We start from the raw sequence: 21,776 nt of genomic DNA, 5'->3' as shown, positions 1-21,776 counted from the left end.
CGTGCTCCTTTGATGGTATGAGCACACGAATTTTTGTCCCATTTTCTGGCGCCGCCGATAGACTACGGTGCAATGAGTGCCTCGACGTAAATTGTCGGTGAGCATCGATTTTCTTGAGTTCAGGCGCTTTAGACCGCGCATAAGGAGAGTGGAATGAGCGTAAGCACGCATTTGCCAGGACGGCTCAGAAACACACCGCTCCCATATAGTCATGGTCTGATGCCCCTCTTTGAAGCGGTCGTCAACTCAATCCACGCGATTGCCGAATCCAACCCTGACTTCGACTGCGGCGAGATCACTATCGAGATCATTCGTGCTCCGCAAAGCAGTTTGCATTTAGACGATAAAGCGAAGCGTGGCGCTCCTCCTCAAGAGCCCATTATTGGCTTCAAGGTCACCGATAATGGTGTGGGATTCCATGATAAGAACATGGAGTCCTTCGAGACACTCGACAGTGAATACAAAGCCTCGCAGGGGTGCAGAGGTGTTGGGCGTCTTCTATGGTTAAAGGCCTTTGAAGGCGTTAATGTGAGTAGCACATACAAAGATGGGGGCGATGTTTGGAAGGCGCGCACCTTTACTTTTACTGCCTCACGTGGGGTTGCTGACATGAGTTTCAGTGCCCCAGCGCCTCACAAGCCAAAAACCTGCGTTCACCTCTCAGGGTTCCGGAGCTCTTACCGAGAACGAGCCCCGAAAAACGCCAGAACTATTGCCAATAGTTTATTTGAACACTGTCTTTGGTATTTTGTTCGTGACGGCGGTGCACCAAGAATTACAATTGTGGATGATGGCGAAAGACTGGGCCTTGATGCTGTGTTTGAGGAGTATATGCACTCTTCATCCCAAAGAGATCAAATTGAGGTCAAAGGGAAGAGCTTTGAGATTACTCATCTAAAGCTCAAGGCAAGTAGTTCAAAATCTCCATTTATTGCATGGTGTGCGGCAAGTCGAGTTGTAGAGCAAGAGTCTATAGCTGGGAAAATTAGCGGCCTGCACGGCAAGATCACGGACTCAGATGGCGACTTCGTTTATGCCTGCTATGTGACATCCTCGTTTCTCGATGAGAATGTTCGGCCAGAACGTATCGGTTTCGATATCGAAGAGGCAGCTGGCGAACTGTTCGCATCTTTATCTGTGAGTCTTAGCGACATACGAAGCGCTGTTTTGGCTTCATCAGGCTCCTATCTCGAAAAATACCTTGAGGAAAACAAGAGGGCCGGTAAGGACCGTGTGGAGAAATTTGTTGCGCAACGAGCACCTCGCTACAGGCCTATCCTGAGACACATTGATGAGTCCAGGCTCACCATTGACCCGACTATCTCTGATAAAGAGCTGGATCTGCTTCTTCATCGGCAGCTCGCGGAGATTGAGAGCAGTATGCTTTCCGAAGGGCATGATGTAATGGCCTTTGACGGCAATCAGTCCCCGAAGGATTATCAGGCTCGTTTGAGTAGCTATCTTGAGAAGGCAGATGACATCAAGAAATCTGACTTGGCAAGTTACGTGTTTCATCGGAAAGTCATACTCGATATCTTGGGAAAAGCGATAGAGCGAGGTAATGATGGTAAGTATGCGCGGGAAGATTTAATACACGAGCTTATTGCGCCAATGAGAAAAACCTCAGATGAGATTTCTTTCGATAGTCTAAATCTTTGGCTCATTGATGAAAGATTGGCTTTTCACGATTTTTTGGCTTCGGACAAGCCGATCTCATCGTTCCCGATAACAGGTTGTGGCGAACACAAAGAGCCCGATATCTGTATCCTTAATGTTTTCGACGAGCCACTTCTTGTTTCCGAAAGTACGCGTGGCGCTCCTGCCAATCTGACCATAGTCGAAATCAAGCGTCCTATGCGGAATGATGCTGCTCAGGGGGAAGAAAAGGACCCTATTGAGCAGTCCCTTGGATACCTTCAGAGAATCAGAGATGGAAAGGTTTTGACCGCGAAAGGTCGCCCGATTCCCAACTCAGACAGAATTCCTGGGTTCTGCTATGTCCTTTGTGACTTGACTCCTTCGATTGAGATGCGGTGCAGGATACATGGTCTAACGCGAGCGGCAGATGGGCTTGGCTACTTCGGATACAATACAAATTTTAACGCATATATAGAAGTGATCTCTTTCGATGGAGTTGTGAGCTCTGCAAGGGAAAGAAATCGAGCATTCTTTGATAAGCTTGGTCTGCCAACTAACTAATGATCAGGTGTTTGATATATGTCCTGAGTGCCATTTGAAATGGTTTGTTAAAGTATCAAGTGGCGACACAAAATATTAATTCCAGTCACGGCCTGCTTTGCGCTGTCTGCTGGCTTCAGCGTTGATTCTGCGGTTTATTCGCTGACGCTCCTTTTGCGCTGGACTCAGAGTGCGGCTTTTGGCGAGACTTCGAAGAATACAGTTCCGCTCTTGGTTCTCGGTAAGAATCCGCTCCAATATCGCTGCACTATGCTGGTGCCCTGATTCCTGCATGACCTTCGCCACGGCGTAGGCGACTTTCGGGTTCTCAAGGACGGCCTCGAATGCCTCGAACACCATGTCCTTAAATTCTGGCGAGACCCACGCTGCATACTCGATGGTCGCTCGCTTTGTTGCCCAGGAAGCCTCCCCGTTGGAGCTGTGCAAGTTCTGCATAGCTTCGAGGCGCTTGGCCTCTTTGGTTCGCCACTGGCCGGGGGACTTCTTAGGGTCAAGTTTCAACGAGCGCCATATCTCCGTCAGATTCCATTGACCTGCTGCGCTTGCCTTGTATGGCTGCCCTTCGATCACAATGACTTGTCCTGCGTGCTTGTGCTTAATATCGATATCCATGATGTCGTATTTCCTTTCGGTTGCTCCCCGCGTACGCTCCTCACGGCCAGCACACAGACCCACGACATGAGGGGCTGGCAGCAGGCACGAGGAGCAATCGGAAGAGCAGTGTTGGTAGGTATGCCCAGCCACGGGCGACGGAGGTTGGTCATTGATGATGATCAGCCCACATAGGAGCCGAAGATCACCGAGAATAACCTTGAGAAGGCAGGGAGTGGAACCTAAGGGGGCCCTATCCTTATAGTGAGGGTTTTTGCTGTTCTTGTTATTTACGCACAAGCTTTTTAATCACCAGCACTTTAACTGGGCAGTAGAGGAGCTTTTCCGCAATGGATTTGCTGATTTCGTGGTTCGAGGCTCATTCAGGGACCGCTGGGTGGATGCAAGCTTTTGGTGGATTGATCGGATTGGCGATAGCCATCTATCTTCCACACCAACAACACGTCAAGGCCCTGAAACAGGCTGGCTTGCAGCGTCATGAGCGATCTCTTCAGCTTTTTGATGCGCTGGGTGCAATGGCTAATTTCGCGGGGCAAAGTCTACTCAATGTTCTTGGTGCTATGGAGTCGCCCGATTTCGTAGAGGAGCTCCCGTACGCCTATCAACCATCAGAGCTTGAAGGTTTAGCGACTGCGTTTTCCAGTTACCCGCTGCACGAGTTGCCTGACCATGACAGCGTGCAGTCAGCACTTCTAATCAAGTCTTCTTTTTCTCATGCGAGTAAAAAGCTCTCAGAAGCTTTTTCAGCTGTGATGTCTGGAGATCTGGCGGCCTACATTGAGCACAAGGATGTCTTCGAGTTTTATTACAATGAGCTTTGTGAGCATGTAACACGCTTCAGCGACTTGGCTGATGGCTACCGGAAGCGTCTCCAAGATTCCGAGTAGATGAGTTTTCGTTAGCCTTTGAAGAGAAGAGAGTGCTGCAAGCTTTTAATGTGTCCCAAGATGTCCGACAGCTTGTAGACGTAGGTGGCGGTTTTGTCGATGGTGACCGAGAGGATCCCCATGCAGCCGTTTTCGGTTCTGTAGCTGGGGGCTCAGTTGTCAGCGGCTAAGTAGGCGGCGCTTACTTTGGCGACTCAAAGGGCTGTTGCATCAAGTGGCGCATGCGCTCCTGCCAAGCCTCAACCAGTTGAGGATCTTTTGAGACAAAGGGGGTCAATTTATTTAGGTTCTCTTCAATCAGAGTCATCGAAGGGTGACTTTGCCGGTTACCTTCCGCGTCCCGGAACAGGCCGGCTACCAAGCTGTTTAGAACGAAAGTATTCTCAATATTCAGCCGAGCGAGCTCCCTGAGGTTATTCCTGATTCGCTCTGCCTCCTCCTTAGCCTCGTGTGCAGCTTTTGCGTCCTTCTCCGCTGACTCAGCGCTTCGTCTAATGGACGCCTTCCAAAAGGTGATCTCAGAGATGCTGTCCGGTCCAAGAATTAGAAACAGCGCCACAAACAGCCACAGCGTTTCCAAAGCGATAAAAGCCTTTAGTTCTATGCCACCAGCTAATAGAGCAACGGGGAATGCCAGAAGAATTGGCCAAAGCATCGCATAGCCAACGCGCTGAATAGGCCCCTTAGTTGTAGAACTCATTCATCTCTCCTTGAGACGTACACATGACCGGCCAGATGAACCTATCCCACAATCTATCGTGACGCCTACTGGAAGGCGTAGAACTACCAAGGATTTGCATCTGCACCTTTGATTAACGCAGGGTTATTTAACAAAAAGGCTGCCTCAGTGAACGAGGCGGCCTTCAGGTGAAACTCTCAATAGGGACTACGTTTCTTCTCCCCATGGTGCCGCAGTAGCCTGCGCTTCCAGTCAGTGTCCAACATGCACGCGAAGATCACGATTGCCAGGGTTAGGACGCCAATGAACTCACAGATGCTCATCGGATAACCGCTTCAAAGGCATTGCGCAGCGCAGCATGCAGGGTATCTACCGGAACCCGCTGAGAACCGGCATAGAGATCGTAGGTAATGTTGCCCGAGCTATGTCCAGTGATACTCTGTGCGATCACTTCAGGCGTCGCGGCGGCCTTCAGCAGCCCCGATAGAGAATGCCTGAGCGAGTGGAACGACTGGTCGCTACCTGCGGCGAGACCCAGTGGTTCGCGCAGCGCATCATTGAGCGGCTTGTTGAAGTAGTGGGCCTTGGCCTTGAACAGCTTCCCTGGCTCCCCGGCGACCCATTCGAGGAATGCACCGAGGGAGAACCCGTGTACTCCATCGACGAGTGGGACCTGTCGCACCGAGAAATCATTCTTTAGCGTCTTGCCCTGTTCATCCTTGTTGATGTCGATCACGGTGACCTCGCCAATCTGCTTCACATCGGCCTGGGTGAGCTGATAAAGCTCGCCAATGCGGGCGCCTGTAAGTACGCCAAGGGACAGCGCCCAGCGTTTCCAGTCGTCTGCTGGCAGGCCATTGGCGTAGGCCATGATGGTAGCCACCTGATCTTCGGAGAACGGTTTGCGCTCGCTCTCTGCGCCTCGCTCGATCTTCAGGCCCTTGTCGAAGGCCCGTTCAATATGGCCGTTGTTCTTTGCCCAATCCATTACGGTCGAGAGCTGAGTAAGTAGCTTGTTGATGGTCAGTGGCTTACGGCCCTCCGCGATCTTCTCCTTGAGCGCCACCATGTCACCCCTTGTGTGGGATTTGATGTCAAGGTCACCCAGCAGGCTGGAAAGAGTCCGGCAGTTCGATTGGATGGCCCGTAGGGTCGAGCCCTCGACGTTGCCGCGACGTTCACTGATGAACAGCTCAGCGAGTGCCTCGAAGGTGATTGGGTCAGTAGGGGCGCCTACAGATAGGGAGGCGGACACGTGGGGGAGGGTGCCTCCTGGCTCCGGGCCCTCCAGGCGTTCAATGACTCCCATGAGGGGCTTAGTGTTGCCCTTCAGGCGTGCTTGTGCGGCCTTTACGATCTCCCGCCCGATGTCCAAGGCCCTGTGTTGATCGACGTTCAGTGGTGCTTTGGCTGCTGCCTGGGCGAGTGATACGGACAGGTCGTCATAGATCATGTCGTAGGCCGACAGGCAGTCATCGCTGTTTGCACCGCTCAGGGCGTCATGTGCGATCTCCAGCAGGCGCTCCTTGAGAATCGGCCAGTCTGCCTCAGGGCGATCAAGATGAAAGATAGCCAGGGCCTGAAGGATGTCCTGGGAAAGCGTCATTGCTGTGGGCCTATCGGTGGTGCGGAGGGAAACAGCGAAGCTGCGCGTTGCACAGCCCCGAGGACGGACTCTGAGGTAGTAGATGCCGTTACGGCGATAGTGCCATACGGACAGGCGCTGAGGCCGTTTCTGGTGACAGCACTGGTGACTGGCTGGTGACACTTGGCCCTGCTCGGGCATGGCTTCGCTGGTAGTCATGGTGAGGTAAGCCCTTGATATTCATCGGGTTACCACCAGTACTTCCCAAAATTCTCTGGGTTGGCCCAGAACTTGGCGTTCAGCCAGTCGGGCGCCTGCTTGTATTCGAGCAGGTCATAGGTGAACAGGCTGAGAACCTGCTCGTCCCGCGTGAAACGTTCGCTGACGTGCAGCGCCAGGGCGAAGAAGTCGGTGTCCTTCCAGCCGCAGGCGGGCAGGTCGACGAGCACGGCCATGCGGCTGGCATTGAGGTTGCGGATGCCGCCGAGCAATTGCAGGCCTGCACGCCGCTCCAAGTGCTCGAGGCAGTCGACCACCACGGCGAGATCGAAACGTTGCCCGGCAAGCTCTTCTGGCAGGTAACCGGGGGTGGCGTGGGCCACCACGCTCTGCGGATGCGCCTTTTTGAAGGCATCTACCGCTGGTTGTTCGCTGGCACTGACCAACAGCAACCGTGCCGGCGCATAACGCTGTAGTAGAGCGGCCAGTGATTGCTGGGGCGTGCGGGCGGATATGATCTGGTTCATCAGAAACCTCGAAACGATCACAAAAGACTACCGCGCATCCTCATATTCAACTAGAACTGTTCGCGCCAGGGTGATGTCGTAATGCTGTCTGGCAGACATTGAAGCGGGCGTCTTTAATCCAGAGTGCTGGTTTTTGCGCCGATCCCCATTAGGAGACTTGCATATGAGTATTACAAGGAAAGCGGTACCCCTGATCATTGCGTCCACCTTTCTGACGGGCTGCGCCGGCGTCCAGAAATCCGACTGGCCGACCTGTGCTGCCGTCGGTGGTGTCAGCGGTGCTGCTCTGGGTGCCATCGAAAGCTCTGCCTGGGCAGGCGGCGGTGCGGTAATTGGCGCGGGTTTCGCCGCTGCCTATTGCTGGGTCCACGGCGCCGAAGCGCAGGAAGTGGCGGTTGTTGAAGAGACCGTAATGGTCGAGGAAACCGTCGTTCCCGAGCCGGCTGCCGAAGCCGTACGTGTCGAGCTGGACGTCAAGTTCGACTTCGACAAGTCGCAGGTCAAGCCAGAGAGCATGGGCGACATCCAGAGCCTGGCTGACTTCATGAAGCAGTATCCGCAAACCACTACCGTGGTTGAAGGCCATACCGACTCGGTCGGTACCGACGCCTACAACCAGAAGCTGTCCGAGCGCCGTGCCAATGCCGTGCGTGAAGTGCTGGTCAATCAGTACGGTGTGGGCGGTACCCGCGTCAACGCAGTCGGTTATGGCGAAAGCCGCCCGGTTGCCGACAACGCCACCGAAGAAGGCCGTGCGATCAACCGTCGCGTAGAAGCCGAAGTCGAAGCCCGGCCATAAGCCTGGCTCGCTCTTCGTGAGCATCCTGGCCGGCCCCGTGCCGGCCAGGAACACGATGTCACGCAATGGACGTCGTTTTTGCTCTGACCCTCTGTTTCCCTGCCCATAAACGCAGTAATGTGCCGCACGATAACAAGTGGGGTAGGGCGGGCAATGAAGATTATCGCAGGACTAGGCAAGCTGCTGGCGACACTGTTCTGGTGCGTGGTGCTGGCCAATCTGATCTCCCCTTATGCACAACCGTTCGCGCACCTGCTGACGCTCGCCGGCGTTGCCGTGCTGGGCCTGCATCTGGCCGAACTGGTGCTGTTCAAATCCGTGCTTCGCGCACAGCCACGGGTGGCCATCGAGCGGGCCAAGGTATTGGCGTTCGGCATGTTTCATGTCTGGTCGTTGCCTGCGGTCGAGGCCGTTCCGATGAATGCCGAGGAGGCCGCCCCATGCGCAAGCTGATTCTTCTGGCGGCGCTGTGCTGCCCGCTGGCGGCGGTGGCTGCCGCCGTTATCGAAGTCGACTCCCATCACTTCACCCGCCTGCCCGTGCAGGGCAATGTTCTGCAGCTGGAACGCGTCACCGTGGCGGACAGCGGGACGCTGCTGATTCCTGTGGGGGTCAGTGAAGTGCACATCGGCGAGTTGTATCTGGGCCACGATGCGCAGATCGCCATCGCACCGTCGAACGAGCGCCTGTTGCTGGATATCGGTACTGGGCAGATTGCCGCAGGTGCGCAGATCAGTGCGCCGGGCGCCCCGGGCACCGCGCGACAGGCCGCGCTGCCCGGGCGTACCTTGGTGATTCGCATGCAGGCGGTGAACACCGCGCCCTGGCTGCTCGATGCCCGTGGCGGTCGTGGCGCAGCGGGCTACGCTGGCCTGGATGGTGCCGATGGCAAGGCCGGCGGTTGCGCCTGGGGCCAGGCCAGCGCCGGCCATGACGGCCAGAATGGCACCGACGGGCACCCTGGTGCGCCGGGCGGGCAGATTCGCCTGGAGGTGCCCAGCGACTTTCCTGTCGAGCATTTGCAGACGCGGCTGGAAGGGGGCGCCGGGGGCGCGCCAGGTGCCGCTGGCAACGCCGGTAGCGGCGGAGCGAGCAAGGGTTGCTGGATCTACAGCACCCGCGCAGGTCTCGATGGCCGTCCCGGCCTGCCCGGTCAACCCGGCGCCGCTGGCCGCGCAGGACGCCTGGACGTGGTGCGCTTCTGATTTGAGTAGGGCCTGCGACCCAGGCCCTGAGGTCCTAGAAGTTGGGGCGTGCGGCGGCGATCGCCACAACCGCCATGCCCATCAGCAGGTTGCAGGCGACCAGGCGGCGGATGCCGCCCAGCACGGTGCCTGCCGCTGGCCAGTCCTGCGCCTCCACGGCACGACGCATGTTCGGCAGCTGCAGCATCTGGATGCGCAGGAACAGCGCCAGCATCGCCAGGTACAGGCCCATCATCACGTTCACGTAGCGCGGCGCGCCATCGAAACCGCTGAAACCCATGTGCAGCAGGCCGATGCCGCTGATCGGCAACAGCACCACGGCGATCCATACCCACACGAAGAAGCGGCGAAACACCTCCAGCCACAGCTTCAGGCGATCCGGCGCCTGCAGCGCGCCGGCGGCCGGGCGCAGGACCATCCACGCGAAGAACATGCCGCCGACCCAGATCAGCGCAGCGAGCAGGTGCAGGGTGTAGAGGAGGGAATAGGGCGGCATTCACGTACTCCGGTAGCCAGCGGATCACATCGGCGCAACGTCGTGCAGGTCGATCTCGACGTGCGGTGATCGGTTTCAGAAGTCTGGTCTGGCGCTGGCGTGCACCGTGCTCTTCATCGGGAGCAGGCAAGCGAGCCAGCACGCAGGCGACAGGCGCGTTATGATAGCGGCCGTTTTCGAATACTGAAAATATATCCAGCCTTTTCGCAGCCAGATCCTTAATGCTCAGCACCGAACTCAAGACCCAGATTCAGGGCGCCTACTCCCGTTTTCTCGAATCCAAGGGCCTCAAGCCTCGCTATGGGCAGCGCCTGATGATTGCCGAGGTGGCCAAGGTCCTGGGTACCATCAAGACCGACGATGAAGGGCGTCGGCTTGGCGAGCCTGCGGTAGTGGCCGTCGAGGCCGGCACCGGGACCGGCAAGACCGTGGCCTACTGCATGGCCGCCATTCCCACTGCCAAGGCTGCCGGCAAGCGCCTGGTGCTCGCCACTGCCACCGTGGCGCTGCAGGAGCAGATCGTGCACAAGGATCTGCCCGACCTGATGCGCAACAGCGGCCTTAGTTTCAGCTTCGCCCTGGCCAAGGGGCGCGGTCGCTATCTGTGCCTGTCCAAGCTCGACGTGCTGCTGCAGGAGGGCCAGGCGCAGAGCTCCACGGCGCAACTGTTCGAGGAGGAAGGTTTTCGCATCGATGTGGATGAGGAAGGCCAGAAGCTGTTCACCACCATGATCGAGAAGCTGGCCGGCAACAAATGGGACGGCGACCGCGACAGCTGGCCCCAGGAGCTGGAAGACAGCCGCTGGGCGCAGCTGACCACCGACCACAGCCAATGCACCGGCCGCCATTGCCCGAACTTTGGGCAGTGCACCTTCTACAAGGCCCGTGAAGGCATGGGCAAGGTCGACGTGATCGTCACCAACCACGACATGGTGCTGGCCGACCTCGCCCTGGGCGGCGGTGCGGTGCTGCCCGACCCACGCGACACCCTGTACGTGTTCGACGAAGGTCATCACCTGCCGGACAAGGCCATCGGCCACTTCGCCCACTTCACCCGCCTGCGCTCCACCGCCGACTGGCTCGAGCAGATCGCCAAGAACCTCAGCAAGCTGCTGGCCCAGCACCCGCTGCCAGGCGATCTCGGCCGGCTGATCGAGCAGGTGCCGGAGTTGGCGCGCGAGCTCAAGACCCACCAGCAGTTCATGTTCAGCGCTTGCGAGCAGGTGGCCGACTTCAAGCCTGGTGAAGACATGGAAGGCCGTGAGCGGCCACGCCACCGCTTCGTCGGCGGGGTGGTGCCCGAGCACCTGATCGAGCTGGGCCTGGAGTTGAAGAAAGGCTTCTCCAAGCTCACCGACCTGTTCACCGGGGTGACCGAGAAGCTCAAGGAGGCCATGGACGGCGAGACCAGCATCGGCATCGCCAGCCACCAGGCCGAGGAGTGGTACCCGCTGTTCGGCAGCCTGCTGGCGCGCGCCCAGGGCACCTGGGAACTGTGGCTGGCCTTTACCAGCGAAGATCCGGAGGACAGCCCGCCCATGGCGCGCTGGCTCACCCTGGCCGAAAGTGGTGCGCTGTTTGATATCGAGGTCAATGCCAGCCCGATCCTGGCGGCCGAGACCTTGCGCCGCAACCTGTGGAACGTCGCCTACGGTGCCCTGGTGACCTCGGCGACGCTCACCGCACTGGGCACCTTCGACCGTTACCGCATGCGCGCCGGCTTGCCCAAAGTGGCAGCCACCGCGGTCGTGCCGAGCCCGTTCCACCATGCCGATGCCGGCCTGCTGCGCGTGCCGGATCTCAAGGCCGACCCGCGCAATGCCGCCGAGCACACCGCTGCCATCATCCGCGAGCTGCCCGGCCTGGTGCAGGGCTCGCGCGGTACCCTGGTGCTGTTCTCCTCGCGCCGGCAGATGCAGGACGTGTTCGACGGCCTGGAGCGGGACTGGCGCAAGCGTGTGTTCATCCAGGGCAACCTGTCCAAGCAGGAAACCCTCAACAAGCACAAGGCGCGGGTCGACAGCGGCGAGGAAAGCGTGCTGTTCGGCCTGGCCAGTTTCGCCGAGGGTGTCGACCTGCCGGGCGCCTACTGCGAGCACGTGGTAATCGCCAAGATACCCTTCGCGGTGCCGGACGACCCGGTCGAGGCCGCCCTGGCCGAATGGATCGAAGCACGCGGCGGCAACCCGTTCATGGAAATCTCCGTGCCCGACGCCTCGCTGCGCCTGGTGCAGGCCTGCGGGCGCCTGCTGCGCACCGAAGAGGATCGCGGCACCATCACCCTGCTGGATCGGCGGGTGGTCACCCAGCGCTACGGCAAGGCGATTCTCAACGCACTGCCGCCATTTCGCCGGGAGATCGGCTGAGGGGCCTGCCTTTTTACCGGCCAGGGCCGGCAAAAAGGCGCTTCCGGTTCCTTATCGGACATGTGGGCTTTGCGGTGGAGCCCCCATCTGTCGCACTATTGCGCCTGCGCGCTGAGGCGCGACAAAAGGCTCGTGACGGGATTGTCGCGGGTACTCATATTCGTCGTCGAGTTGCGGGGAGAAGGGGTCTTGAAGGTCAACACCTGGCTGCTGTCGGCCGACCGTTCGGTGCAGTGCGAAGCACGCTCATCCACCGAGGGTCTGGTTTCCAAAGTTCTGTCACTGTGCATCGCTGCAGCCCGTCCACGGCAACCTCAGGCAATGGGGCGTCTGGCGCTGATCGCGGTGCTTGGCCTGCCCGTGACGGGCAACGCCGCGGATCGCCAGGAGCTGTTCAACTTCGTGCGGCCGATGGATGCCGTGCAGGTCGCCGGCGACAATGCCTACCTGCCCAGCATCACCGCGGAGAGCGCCGCCCAGGGCGAGATCCTGCGCCGTGCCACCTTCAACCCGGGCGAACGCCCTACCTTGCGGCTGACCCCCCAGAGCGGCAGCTGGGACTGGTCCGAGTCGAGCGCCATGAGCCTGCGTGTGCAGAACGCCATGGACTGGGCGCTGACCGTTGACGTGACCATCGAAAGCGCCGACGGCAAGCGCCTGACCAGCCAGATCGCGTTGCCGGCCGGGCCGGCGCAGACGCTGCTGGTGCCCCTCGGCGCGACCTCGCCGCGGGCCCAGGGCATGCGTGCCGGTGCCCTGATGCCCTGGCGATACGATGGCCGCCTGCTGCTCCTGGCGGAAACCGTGAGCGGGGAGATCGATGCCTCCCAGGTTACCGCCGTGACGCTGTCGATTCCCAACCCGCAAGCGGCCCAGCATCTGCTGCTCGGGCGTTTCGGCGTACGCGGCAGTGCCGACCTGGAAGACGCCTACCGTGGCATCGTCGATGCCTACGGTCAGTTCACCCGCCGCGACTGGCCGGGCAAGATCAAGAGCGACGACCAGCTGCGGCAGGGCGTTGCTCAGGAAGACAAGCAGCTGCAAGCCTGGCAGGCCGAACACCCGAAGCAGGATATGTATGGTGGCTGGATCGGCGGGCCGTCCTTTGAAGCCACCGGCTTTTTCCGCACCGAGAAGCGGGGCGGGCGCTGGTTCCTGGTCACGCCCGAGGGCAATCCGTTCTATTCGCTGGGCGTGAATACCGTGACCGGCACGCAGAGCCAAACCTATGTAGAAGGGCGCGAGAAAATGTTCAGTGCCCTGCCGGCCGAGGGTGAACCACTGGCCGCGTTCTACGGCAGTGGCAGCAACGAGTCTGATACTGGCGCCAACCGCGGTCGCGATTTCGACAAGGGGCGCTGGTACGACTTTTACGCCGCCAACCTGCAGCGCACCTATGGCGAGCAGAAGCCCGAGGCATGGCGCGAGCGCGCGCAGAACCGCCTGCAGGCCTGGGGCTTCAACACCCTGGGTAACTGGAGCGACAACGACTTCGCCCTCGACAAGCGCATGCCCTACAGCATTCCACTGTCGATCCATGGCGACTACGCCACCATCAGTACCGGCGTCGACTGGTGGGGGGGCATGCCCGATCCCTTCGACCCGCGCTTTGCCATGGCTGCCGAACGTGCCATTGCCATTGCCACCCGCGACCATCGCGATGATCCCTGGGTGATGGGCTACTACGCCGACAACGAACTGGCCTGGGCCGGCCCGGCCGAGGATCCGCAGTCGCGCTATGCGCTGGCCTACGCAACGCTGCGCCTGACCACCGATGTGCCGGCCAAGCGTGCCTTCCTCAAGCAGTTGCGCGACAAGTACCGTAACCAGGAAGGGCTGTCCAAGGCCTGGGGCATCGAGTTGCAGGCCTGGGAACTGATGGAAGATCCCGGCTTCCAGGCGCCGCCGATCAATCCGGCCTACCCGGCCATCGAAAAGGACATGCAGCGCTTCCTGCGCCTGTTCGCCGACACCTACTTCAAGACCATCGCCGATTCGCTCGACTGGCATACGCCCAATCACCTGCTGCTGGGTGGGCGCTTCTCCGCGAGCATTCCCGAGGCAGTGCAAGCCTGCGCCGAGTATTGCGATGTGCTGAGCTTCAACTTCTATACCCGCGAGCCGCAGCATGGTTATGACTTCGAGGCGCTGCGCAAGCTGGACAAGCCGCTGTTGGTCACCGAGTTCCATTTCGGCTCCCGCGACCGCGGCCCGTTCTGGGGTGGCGTCGCCGAGGTGTACAAGGAAGAAGAGCGCGGCCCTGCCTATGCGAACTTCCTGAACAAGGCCCTGGAAGAGCCGCAGATCGTCGGGGTGCACTGGTTCCAGTACCTGGATCAACCGGTCACCGGGCGCCTGCTCGACGGCGAGAATGGTCACCTGGGCCTGGTGGCGATCACCGACCGGCCCTGGGACGGTTTCGTCAGCGCCGTGCGCAAGGCCAACCTGAGCGTGGCGCCGCTGGTGCTCGAGCAGGCCGCCAAGCAGCCCGAGCCGGAGGCCGCACCCACTCAGGATCCGGTACCGGCACCAGCCGCCGATCCAGGCGCCGAAACCAAGCCTTAATCATCAAGCGCCAGCCTGGCCTGGCGCCTTTTCCCTTCCCAGGAGCAGTCAGTGCAGATTCAGGGTTACTTCGACCTCAAGTTCGAAGCGGTGAAAGACGCCTTTGCCGCCCTTTTCGACGACCCCCAGGAGCGCGGCGCCGCGCTGTGTGTGCAGGTGGGCGGCGAAATCGTGGTGGATATCTGGGCCGGGGTCGCCGACAGGGAGGGCCAGCAGGCCTGGCAGAGCGATACCATCCTCAACCTGTTCTCCTGCACCAAACCCTTCACCGCCGTGACCGCCTTGCAACTGGTGGCCGAAGGCAAGCTTGAACTGGATGCGCCAGTGGCCCGCTACTGGCCGGAGTTCGCGGCTGCCGGCAAGCAGCGCATCACCCTGCGTCACCTGCTCAGTCACCAGGCCGGGCTGCCGGCGATTCGCCAGAGCCTGCCGGCCGAGGCGTTGTACGACTGGCAGGCGATGACTGCCGCGCTGGCCGCCGAGACGCCCTGGTGGCGGCTGGGCGAGGGCCATGGCTATGCGCCGATCACCTTCGGCTGGCTGGTCGGCGAGTTGCTGCGTCGTGTCGAGGGGCGTGGCCCGGGCGAGTCGATCGTGGCACGTACCGCCAAGCCCTTGGGCCTGGACTTCCATGTCGGCCTGGCCGATGAGGAGTTTCACCGCGTGGCCACCATCAGCCGCGGCAAGGGCAACCTGGGCGATGCGGCGGCGCAGCGCATGCTCAAGACCATGATGAGCGACGCCCAGGCGATGACCACCCGGGCCTTTACCAACCCGCCGTCGATCATGACCAGCACCAACAAACCCGAATGGCGGCGCATGCAGCAACCTGCCGCCAATGGCCATGGCAATGCGCGCAGCCTGGCGGGGTTCTATAGCGGCCTGCTGGACGGCAGCCTGCTCGATAGCGAACTGCTCGCCGAACTGACCCGCGAGCACAGTGTCGGTGACGACAGGACGCTGCTGACCCCGACGCGGTTCGGCCTTGGCTGCATGCTCGACCAGCCCGCCGTGGCCAATGCCACCTACGGCATGGGGCCAGGTGCCTTTGGCCACCCTGGCGCGGGCGGTACCACCGGTTTCGCCGATCCGGAGCGCGACGTGGCGATGGGTTTCGTTACGAATAACCTGGGGCCGTTCGTCTTAATGGATCCGCGGGCACAGAAACTTGCGGTTATCTTATGCGAGTGTTTTTAACAGTCGCGCTTAAACTCTTGCGCAATAAAGCTTTTAGCTGCTGACTCCGGGTCGCCCGGGTGACTTCGACCGATTAGATAGTGGATGAACCGATGCTTTCCTATAAGACTTGCGCGCTGGCGCTTTGCGTACTGCTGACAGGTTGCTCCCTGTTCGAGAAAAAGGAAGATCCCAAGCCGGTTCCCATGCCGCCGCCGGAAGTCACCCAAGCCTGGCTGGACGAGTATGAGCCCCTGGTACGTGAAGCGATCAAGGACAGCAACTTTGCCATGGAGCGCCGCGAGAACCTGCTGGTGGTCACCGCGCCGGTCAAGGGCTCGTTCAACCCGGATCGCCCGGGCATGCTGCTGCCGGTTACCCTGAGCCCGATCACCCGCGTTGCCAAGGTACTGGAGAAGGACGCCAAGGTCGGTGTTCTGGTACTTGGCCACGCTGACAGCACGGGTGCTCTGGAAGCCAACCGTGAACTGAGCCTCGAGCGCGCCCGCGCCTTTACCGCCATCTTCCGCCTCAGTGGCCTCAAGGGCGACCGTCTGATGGTCAAGGGCATGGGCCCGGACATGCCGCGCGCCGCCAACGACAGTGCCAATGGCCGTGAACTCAATCGTCGTGTGGAAATCCTGCTCACCCGTCAGGACACGCTCAAGGCGCTGATCGCCCAGTACAGCACGCCGGAGCCGGCCGTGCCTGCCGCTACCGCGGTAGCCGCTGCCGAAAAGCCAGCCGAGAAGCCGGCTGCCAAGGTTGCCGCCAAACCTGCAGCCAAGAAGGTGGCCAAGGCTTCTGCCAAGCCCAAGGCAGCTGCCAAACCTGCTGCCAAGGCGGTTGCCAAAACCGCTGACAAGCCAGCCGCCAAGAGCGCCACCAAGCTCGCCGATGCCAAGAAAGTGGTTGCCGCAGATCAAGCCAAATAAGGCTTACCCCGTTAAGCTAGGGTCTTTGTCGCTTTCGAGAGTACGCTCATGACTCAGACCCTGGCCGACATGCGCCGTGATTACACCCGTGACGGGTTGAGCGAGGATCAGGCGCCGCTGGAGCCCCTCGCACTGTTCAGAAGCTGGTTCGCCGATGCGGTGAAAACCGAGCAACTGCCCGTGGAACCCAATGCCATGACCCTGGCCACCGTCGATGCCGATGGCCGGCCGCACTGCCGTGTGCTGCTGCTCAAGGGGCTGGACGAGCGGGGCTTCACCTTCTTCAGTAATTACCAGAGTGCCAAGGGCGAGCAGCTGCAGGCCAATCCCTATGCCGCGCTGACCTTCTTCTGGCCGACCCTGGAGCGCCAGGTACGTATCGAGGGGCTTGTAGAGCGGGTGAGGCCTGCCGAGTCCGACGCCTACTTCCAGGTGCGCCCGTTGGGCAGCCGCCTCGGCGCCTGGGCATCACCGCAGAGCCGGGTGATTCACGACCGTGGTGAACTGGAGGGCCTGTTGGCGCAAACCCAACGTCGTTTCGCCGACCATGCGCCCGAGTGCCCGCCACACTGGGGCGGCTACCGCCTGCTGCCCGAGCGCATCGAATTCTGGCAAGGCCGTGCCAGCCGCTTGCACGACCGCCTCGATTATCGCCGCGCAGGCGAAGCCTGGCTGCGCCAGCGGCTGGCGCCCTGACGGCTCACTGCCGTGCCGCCGCGGTGGCGCACGGCGGTCGATCCTCCCTGCAATCGGCCTACAATGGCGGCTTCTTTCGCGCAGGCCCCAGCATGCTTGAACTCGACTCCACCCTGGCCCAGCACATCGTCGATCGCGCCATGGCCATCCTGCCGTACAACATCAACGTGATGGACGCCCAGGGCATGATCATCGGCAGTGGCGATCCGTTGCGGCTGCACACCCGTCATGAAGGGGCGCAGCTGGTGCTGGCCAATCGCCGGGTAGTGGAGATCGACGAGCAGGCCGCAGCCTGCCTGCGCGGCGTGCGCCCTGGCGTGAACCTGCCCCTGCTGCATGCCGATGAATTGATCGGCGTGCTGGGCATCACCGGTGATCCCGAGGTGGTGCGGCCCTATGCCGAGCTGGTGCGCATGGCGGCGGAAATGCTGGTCGAGCAGCGTCAGGTTCAGGCCGAGCGCCACTGGCAACGGCATCAACTGGATGCCTGGCTGCGCCAGCTGTTCGATCCAGCGGTGAGCGTCGCGGCGCTGGCAGCGGATGCTCAGCGGCAGGGGCTGGCGCTCGCTTGGCCGCGCCAGGTGTGCCTGCTGGAGTTGCAGGAAGGCGGCGAGCCGCTGGCCCAGCAGGCGCGTTTGCTGGGTGTGCTGACCGGCAAGAGTGAGCATCTGGCGGCGCCATTGGGCATGCGCGAGATGCTCTGGTGCCGGCCGCTAAGCGCAGGTCGTGATGACGCGCGCTGGCTGGAAAGTGCCGATGAGCGCGGTTTGGGTCTGGCCCGCCTGTTGGTCAGCGATCCGGTACAGTCGCTGGGGCAGTTACGTCAGGCCTGCCTGGCCCTGCGTGATCTGCAGGCCTTTGCCAGGGCGCGTTATCCCGCGTTACGTCTGGTGTCGCTTGAGGAGCATCGCCTGGCGACTCTGCTCCATGCCCAACGCGACAGCTGGCTGCTGCAGGGCTGGCTGGCGCCGTTGAAACAGGTACTCGCTCAGGACAGTAACGGCATGCTGCGCGAGACCCTCGAAGCCTGGTGTAAGCATGATGGCCAGGTGCAGAGCTGTGCGACGGCACTGGGGATCCATCGCAACACCCTGCGCTATCGCCTCGAACGTGTCGCCGAGCTCAGCGGAGTGGAGCTGACCCGTCTGGATCGCCGCCTGCAGCTGTCGCTGGGCCTGGGTTTGATCGAGCCTGATTGAAGCCTCTCGCTGGATATGATGCTTCTGCACAGTTATGGGTGTTCGCTTTGCCTGTCTTGTTGTGCGGATGAATAGGGTGTCGCCTGCTACTGCTGGGTGACAATGCCGGGCACCTGGCAAATCACATAACAACAATGAGGATACCGGCATGGCTCTGGTTCTGATCCTGGTCGCACTGATTGCATTCATCGTGCTCTCGACCACCCGTCTCAAGTTGCATCCCTTTCTCGCTCTGCTGGCCGCGGCACTGATCGCCGGGTTTGCTTACCAACTGCCTCATCAGGATATCCTCAAGACCATCGCCACCGGCTTTGGCAGCATCCTCGGCAATATCGGTATCGTCATCGTGCTTGGCACCATCATCGGGGTGATCCTCGAGCGCAGCGGCGCGGCGATCACCATGGCCGAAACGGTGATCAAACTGCTCGGCGAGCGCTTCCCGACGCTGACCATGTCGATCATCGGTTACCTGGTGTCGATTCCGGTGTTCTGTGATTCCGGTTACGTGATCCTCAACTCGCTGAAAAACGCTCTTGCGGCGCGCATGAAAGTTTCGGTCGTGGCCATGAGCGTGGCGCTGGCGACAGGCCTTTACGCCACCCATACCTTCGTGCCGCCGACGCCCGGGCCGATCGCCGCTGCCGGTAACCTGGGGCTGGGTTCGAGCCTGGGCCTGGTCATCGTTGTGGGCCTGGTCGTGGCGCTGGTTACCGCGCTGGCTGGCATGTTGTGGGCCAATCGCTTTATCGGCAAGGACATTGCCCTGGTAGACGACGGCACGCCCATGCCGGGTAGCGAAGACTTCGCCGCGCTGCGCGCTCAATACGGCACGCTGCCCAGCGCAACCCAGGCCTTCGCGCCGATCTTCGTACCGATCCTGCTGATTTGCCTGGGCTCGATCGCCGCATTCCCGAGCCGGCCGCTGGGCGACGGTACATTGCTGAGCGTACTGGGCTTCCTGGGTCACCCGGTGATGGCGCTGCTGGTCGGTTTGGCGCTGGCCTGCACACTGCTCAAGGGCACCGGCAAGCGTCAGAACCTGCATGACCGGGTCTCCGAAGGCATCATATCCGCGGCACCTATCATCCTCATCACCGGTGCCGGCGGTGCATTTGGTGCGGTGCTCAGCGCTACGCCTTTGGGCAATTACCTGGGTACCACGCTGTCGGCGCTGGGCGTTGGCCTGTTCATGCCGTTTCTGGTGGCTGCCGCGCTGAAAACTGCCCAGGGATCCACCACCGTGGCACTGGTGACCACCTCGGCCATGGTTGCACCGCTGCTTGGCCAACTGGGCCTGGACAGCGAGATGGGCCGGGTGTTAACCGTGATGGCCATTGGTGCCGGCGGCATGACGGTATCCCATGCCAACGACAGTTTCTTCTGGGTGGTAACCCAGTTCAGCCGCATGCCGGTAGCCGTGGCCTATCGTGCACAGACCATGGCCACCTTGATCCAGGGTGTGACCGGTATGCTCACCGTGTGGCTGCTCAGCCTGGTGCTGCTGTAAGTCGTTTCTCTACGGGGCGCCTTCGGGGCGTCCCGCTGTTACCGAGGTCTTGCCATGAAAATCGTCATCGCTCCTGATTCATTCAAGGAGAGCCTGAGTGCGCCCGACGTGGCGCAGGCCATTGCCCGCGGCTGGCTGGCCGTTTACCCGCAGGCCGAGGTGGTCTTATGCCCCATGGCCGACGGCGGTGAAGGTACCGTGGATGCGCTGCTTGCAGCCACCGGAGGCGCGCGCCGCGAACTGTCGGTAAAGGGGCCGCTGGGCACGCCGGTGCAGGCGCACTGGGGGTGGCTGGTCGATGGTACGGCGGTGATCGAGATGGCCGCGGCAAGCGGCCTGCACTGGGTGCCGAGCGCCCAGCGTGATGCCCGGGTGACCTGCAGCTATGGAACCGGTGAGTTGATCCGCGCGGCACTGGATGCGGGCGCCACACGGATCATCCTCGGTCTTGGTGGCAGTGCCACCAATGATGGCGGCAGCGGCTTGCTGCGGGCCCTGGGCGCACGCTTTCTCGATGCTGGCGGCAGCGAACTGCGCGCTGGCGGAGCGGCTTTGGCGTCGCTGCAACGGGTTGACCTCGGCGGGCTGGATAAGCGCCTGCAGGACGTGCCGGTCGATGTGGCGGCCGACGTCGACAACCCACTGTGCGGGCCCAAGGGAGCATCGGCGGTATTCGGTCCCCAAAAGGGTGCCAGCCCGGCGCAGGTCGAGGAGCTGGATGCCGCCCTGGCGCGCCTTGCCGAGGTGGTCGGCGCGGCGCTGGGCGAGGATTTCAGCACCTTCCCGGGCGTTGGCGCAGCCGGTGGGCTGGGCTTTGCGGCCAAGGCCTTTCTCGGCGCGCGCTTTCGCCCCGGCATCGAACTGGTGGCCGAACTCTCCGGGCTTGCCGATGCGGTACACGGCGCCGACCTGGTGATCACCGGCGAAGGGCGCCTGGATGCCCAGAGCCTGCATGGCAAGACGCCGGTTGGCGTGGCGCGGGTGGCGCAAGCGCAGGGTGTACCCGTGATCGCCCTGGCCGGCAGCCTGGGGGAGGGTTATCAACAGGTGCGCGAAGCCGGCATCGAGGCTTGCTTCAGCCTCGCTCCGGGGCCCATCACCCTGGAGCATGCCTGCGCCAACGCCGGGCAGGAACTTGAAGCACGGGCGGCCGATCTCGCCAGGTTCTGGCGCCTTGCGCAGGGCACGCGTGGCTAGCGATCGGCCCAGCTCCCCGCGCGGAGGGGGGGACGATTGCCAGGCACGGCTGTCTATACTGCTGTCGGATGGCGCGATGGCCATCCTGTACCGATGCTGAACGGATGAGGCAATTTGTCGGCATTCACAGTGACCGTCCTGGCGGCCACGCGGTCATAGGGTTATCAGTCCAGTCTGGAGAATCGTCATGCTTAAACCTGGTTTTTTCGCTGTCCTGTTTGCCGCAGCGACTCTCACGCTTGGTGGCTGCGCATCGAGCCTGACCGGTGACAGTTATTCGCGCGACGAGGCGCGTGCCGTACAGACCGTGCGCATGGGTACCATCGAGTCGCTGCGGCCGGTGAAGATCGAGGGCACCAAGACCCCCATCGGTGGTGGTGCGGGTGCGGTGATCGGCGGCGTAGCGGGTAGCGGCGTCGGCGGCGGCCGTGGCTCGGCGGTGGCGGCGGTGATCGGTGCAGTGGCCGGTGGCCTGCTGGGCGCAGCGGCCGAGGAAGGCATCACCCGGACCCAGGGCGTGGAGATCACCGTCCGTGAAGATGACGGCAGCATGCGTGCTTATGTACAGGCCGTGGAAGAGAATCAGATCTTCCGCGTGGGTGAGCGCGTGCGCATCATGACCGTCAATGGCACCAGCCGCGTCACCCACTAACGAGCGTATCGCTCACGCGGGGCAAAGAGGCCGGATCAGCTTGCTGATTCGGCCTCTTGCATTTCGGTCTGCCGCTGAAAGCCCTGAGCTAGACAGGTTAAAGCCAGTGTAGCGGGCGGGCTCTCGAACCTGGTGGAGATAGTTTTAGTAATAATTCTATCCATGACGTCAAGTCGATAGCCCAGCATAATCGAAGAGGCTTCCTGGTGGGTTTTTGCGGGCTTCTGCCGGAAAAACAAGTCGAACGCTCGGGTGTTTGACCAGTCAGTTACAGC

Annotated in this window: 18 protein-coding genes and 1 pseudogene; 14 read left to right on the top strand and 5 right to left on the bottom strand. The window is 61.1% G+C overall.

All coding sequences use genetic code 11. The features are described from left to right. Nucleotides 1-153: 153 nt before the first annotated feature. Nucleotides 154-2,199, top strand: coding sequence for an ATP-binding protein (locus BM154_RS04095; protein WP_074881105.1), 2,046 nt, complete (start codon nt 154-156; stop codon nt 2,197-2,199). Between the two features lie 75 nt (nt 2,200-2,274). Here BM154_RS04095 and BM154_RS04090 read toward each other — a convergent pair whose 3' ends face one another. Further along, a complete protein-coding gene (locus tag BM154_RS04090) occupies nt 2,275-2,811 on the bottom strand; it encodes a hypothetical protein (RefSeq protein ID WP_074881104.1) in 537 nt (178 codons plus the stop codon). A gap of 329 nt (nt 2,812-3,140) precedes the next feature. Between BM154_RS04090 and BM154_RS04085 the strand changes: the two genes are divergently transcribed. Continuing rightward, nucleotides 3,141-3,698, top strand: coding sequence for a hypothetical protein (locus BM154_RS04085; protein WP_074881103.1), 558 nt, complete (start codon nt 3,141-3,143; stop codon nt 3,696-3,698). A 181-nt stretch (nt 3,699-3,879) separates the two neighbouring features. Here BM154_RS04085 and BM154_RS04080 read toward each other — a convergent pair whose 3' ends face one another. From BM154_RS04080 to BM154_RS04070, 3 genes are all read right to left on the bottom strand, one after another. Next, nucleotides 3,880-4,398, bottom strand: coding sequence for a hypothetical protein (locus BM154_RS04080; protein ID WP_074881102.1), 519 nt, complete (start codon nt 4,396-4,398; stop codon nt 3,880-3,882). Nucleotides 4,399-4,696: 298 nt separating this feature from the next. After that, on the bottom strand, nt 4,697-5,983 hold the full coding sequence (locus BM154_RS04075) for a site-specific integrase (RefSeq protein WP_074881101.1): 1,287 nt from the start codon (nt 5,981-5,983) through the stop codon (nt 4,697-4,699). 227 nt (nt 5,984-6,210) lie between these two features. Then, nucleotides 6,211-6,708: a DUF6231 family protein gene (locus tag BM154_RS04070; RefSeq protein ID WP_074881100.1), complete on the bottom strand. Its 498-nt coding sequence runs from the start codon at nt 6,706-6,708 to the stop codon at nt 6,211-6,213. Nucleotides 6,709-6,871: 163 nt separating this feature from the next. On the opposite strand from BM154_RS04070, the gene BM154_RS24635 reads away from it, so the two are divergent. From BM154_RS24635 to BM154_RS04055, 3 genes are all read left to right on the top strand, one after another. Then, a complete protein-coding gene (locus BM154_RS24635) occupies nt 6,872-7,507 on the top strand; it encodes an OmpA family protein (RefSeq protein ID WP_074881099.1) in 636 nt (211 codons plus the stop codon). A gap of 153 nt (nt 7,508-7,660) precedes the next feature. Next, nucleotides 7,661-7,960, top strand: a complete 300-nt coding sequence (locus BM154_RS04060) for a DUF1145 domain-containing protein (protein WP_074881098.1) — start codon at nt 7,661-7,663, stop codon at nt 7,958-7,960. Continuing rightward, nucleotides 7,948-8,712, top strand: coding sequence for a collagen-like triple helix repeat-containing protein (locus tag BM154_RS04055; RefSeq protein WP_074881097.1), 765 nt, complete (start codon nt 7,948-7,950; stop codon nt 8,710-8,712). The genes BM154_RS04060 and BM154_RS04055 overlap by 13 nt, the downstream gene beginning before the upstream one ends. A 34-nt stretch (nt 8,713-8,746) precedes the next feature. Here the strand turns inward: BM154_RS04055 and BM154_RS04050 are convergent, their stop codons facing one another. Then, nucleotides 8,747-9,208, bottom strand: a complete 462-nt coding sequence (locus BM154_RS04050; protein WP_074881096.1) for a CopD family protein — start codon at nt 9,206-9,208, stop codon at nt 8,747-8,749. A gap of 221 nt (nt 9,209-9,429) precedes the next feature. Between BM154_RS04050 and dinG the strand changes: the two genes are divergently transcribed. From dinG to BM154_RS04005, 9 genes and pseudogenes are all read left to right on the top strand, one after another. After that, nucleotides 9,430-11,574, top strand: coding sequence for an ATP-dependent DNA helicase DinG (dinG, locus tag BM154_RS04045; RefSeq protein WP_074881095.1), 2,145 nt, complete (start codon nt 9,430-9,432; stop codon nt 11,572-11,574). 321 nt (nt 11,575-11,895) lie between these two features. Next, complete coding sequence (locus BM154_RS04040) at nt 11,896-14,139, top strand: beta-agarase (RefSeq protein WP_074882355.1); 2,244 nt, start codon at nt 11,896-11,898, stop codon at nt 14,137-14,139. 51 nt (nt 14,140-14,190) lie between these two features. Then, nucleotides 14,191-15,336, top strand: coding sequence for a serine hydrolase domain-containing protein (locus BM154_RS04035; protein ID WP_074881094.1), 1,146 nt, complete (start codon nt 14,191-14,193; stop codon nt 15,334-15,336). 155 nt (nt 15,337-15,491) lie between these two features. Next, a pseudogene (locus tag BM154_RS04030) lies at nt 15,492-16,250 on the top strand (OmpA family protein); the annotation flags it as partial. A gap of 48 nt (nt 16,251-16,298) precedes the next feature. Beyond that, a complete protein-coding gene (pdxH, locus tag BM154_RS04025; protein WP_074881092.1) occupies nt 16,299-16,946 on the top strand; it encodes a pyridoxamine 5'-phosphate oxidase in 648 nt (215 codons plus the stop codon). A 92-nt stretch (nt 16,947-17,038) separates the two neighbouring features. Continuing rightward, nucleotides 17,039-18,145, top strand: coding sequence for a sugar diacid recognition domain-containing protein (locus BM154_RS04020; protein WP_074881091.1), 1,107 nt, complete (start codon nt 17,039-17,041; stop codon nt 18,143-18,145). A 148-nt stretch (nt 18,146-18,293) separates the two neighbouring features. Further along, nucleotides 18,294-19,652, top strand: coding sequence for a GntP family permease (locus BM154_RS04015; protein ID WP_074881090.1), 1,359 nt, complete (start codon nt 18,294-18,296; stop codon nt 19,650-19,652). A gap of 54 nt (nt 19,653-19,706) precedes the next feature. After that, nucleotides 19,707-20,849: a glycerate kinase gene (locus BM154_RS04010; protein WP_074881089.1), complete on the top strand. Its 1,143-nt coding sequence runs from the start codon at nt 19,707-19,709 to the stop codon at nt 20,847-20,849. A gap of 187 nt (nt 20,850-21,036) precedes the next feature. Beyond that, entirely contained in the window at nt 21,037-21,501 is a 465-nt protein-coding gene (locus tag BM154_RS04005; RefSeq protein WP_074881088.1) for an outer membrane lipoprotein, read from the top strand. Nucleotides 21,502-21,776 lie beyond the last annotated feature (275 nt).

It is taken from the genome of Phytopseudomonas argentinensis (assembly GCF_900113905.1).
Lineage (GTDB): Bacteria > Pseudomonadota > Gammaproteobacteria > Pseudomonadales > Pseudomonadaceae > Aquipseudomonas > Aquipseudomonas argentinensis.
Note: the sequence above shows the minus strand (reverse complement) of the source record. Positions and strands in the feature narration are given on the sequence as shown.

Bases quoted from the DNA above. Each gene is read 5' to 3' on its own strand.
- BM154_RS24635 (WP_074881099.1), top strand. From the start codon at position 6,872: ATGAGTATTACAAGGAAAGCGGTACCCCTGATCATTGCGTCCACCTTT.
- BM154_RS04070 (WP_074881100.1), bottom strand. From the start codon at position 6,708: ATGAACCAGATCATATCCGCCCGCACGCCCCAGCAATCACTGGCCGCT.
- BM154_RS04090 (WP_074881104.1), bottom strand. From the start codon at position 2,811: ATGGATATCGATATTAAGCACAAGCACGCAGGACAAGTCATTGTGATC.
- BM154_RS04005 (WP_074881088.1), top strand. From the start codon at position 21,037: ATGCTTAAACCTGGTTTTTTCGCTGTCCTGTTTGCCGCAGCGACTCTC.
- BM154_RS04055 (WP_074881097.1), top strand. From the start codon at position 7,948: ATGCGCAAGCTGATTCTTCTGGCGGCGCTGTGCTGCCCGCTGGCGGCG.
- pdxH (WP_074881092.1), top strand. From the start codon at position 16,299: ATGACTCAGACCCTGGCCGACATGCGCCGTGATTACACCCGTGACGGG.
- BM154_RS04060 (WP_074881098.1), top strand. From the start codon at position 7,661: ATGAAGATTATCGCAGGACTAGGCAAGCTGCTGGCGACACTGTTCTGG.
- BM154_RS04040 (WP_074882355.1), top strand. From the start codon at position 11,896: ATGGGGCGTCTGGCGCTGATCGCGGTGCTTGGCCTGCCCGTGACGGGC.
- BM154_RS04050 (WP_074881096.1), bottom strand. From the start codon at position 9,208: ATGCCGCCCTATTCCCTCCTCTACACCCTGCACCTGCTCGCTGCGCTG.
- BM154_RS04010 (WP_074881089.1), top strand. From the start codon at position 19,707: ATGAAAATCGTCATCGCTCCTGATTCATTCAAGGAGAGCCTGAGTGCG.
- BM154_RS04080 (WP_074881102.1), bottom strand. From the start codon at position 4,398: ATGAGTTCTACAACTAAGGGGCCTATTCAGCGCGTTGGCTATGCGATG.
- BM154_RS04020 (WP_074881091.1), top strand. From the start codon at position 17,039: ATGCTTGAACTCGACTCCACCCTGGCCCAGCACATCGTCGATCGCGCC.
- BM154_RS04085 (WP_074881103.1), top strand. From the start codon at position 3,141: ATGGATTTGCTGATTTCGTGGTTCGAGGCTCATTCAGGGACCGCTGGG.
- BM154_RS04075 (WP_074881101.1), bottom strand. From the start codon at position 5,983: ATGACGCTTTCCCAGGACATCCTTCAGGCCCTGGCTATCTTTCATCTT.
- dinG (WP_074881095.1), top strand. From the start codon at position 9,430: ATGCTCAGCACCGAACTCAAGACCCAGATTCAGGGCGCCTACTCCCGT.
- BM154_RS04095 (WP_074881105.1), top strand. From the start codon at position 154: ATGAGCGTAAGCACGCATTTGCCAGGACGGCTCAGAAACACACCGCTC.
- BM154_RS04015 (WP_074881090.1), top strand. From the start codon at position 18,294: ATGGCTCTGGTTCTGATCCTGGTCGCACTGATTGCATTCATCGTGCTC.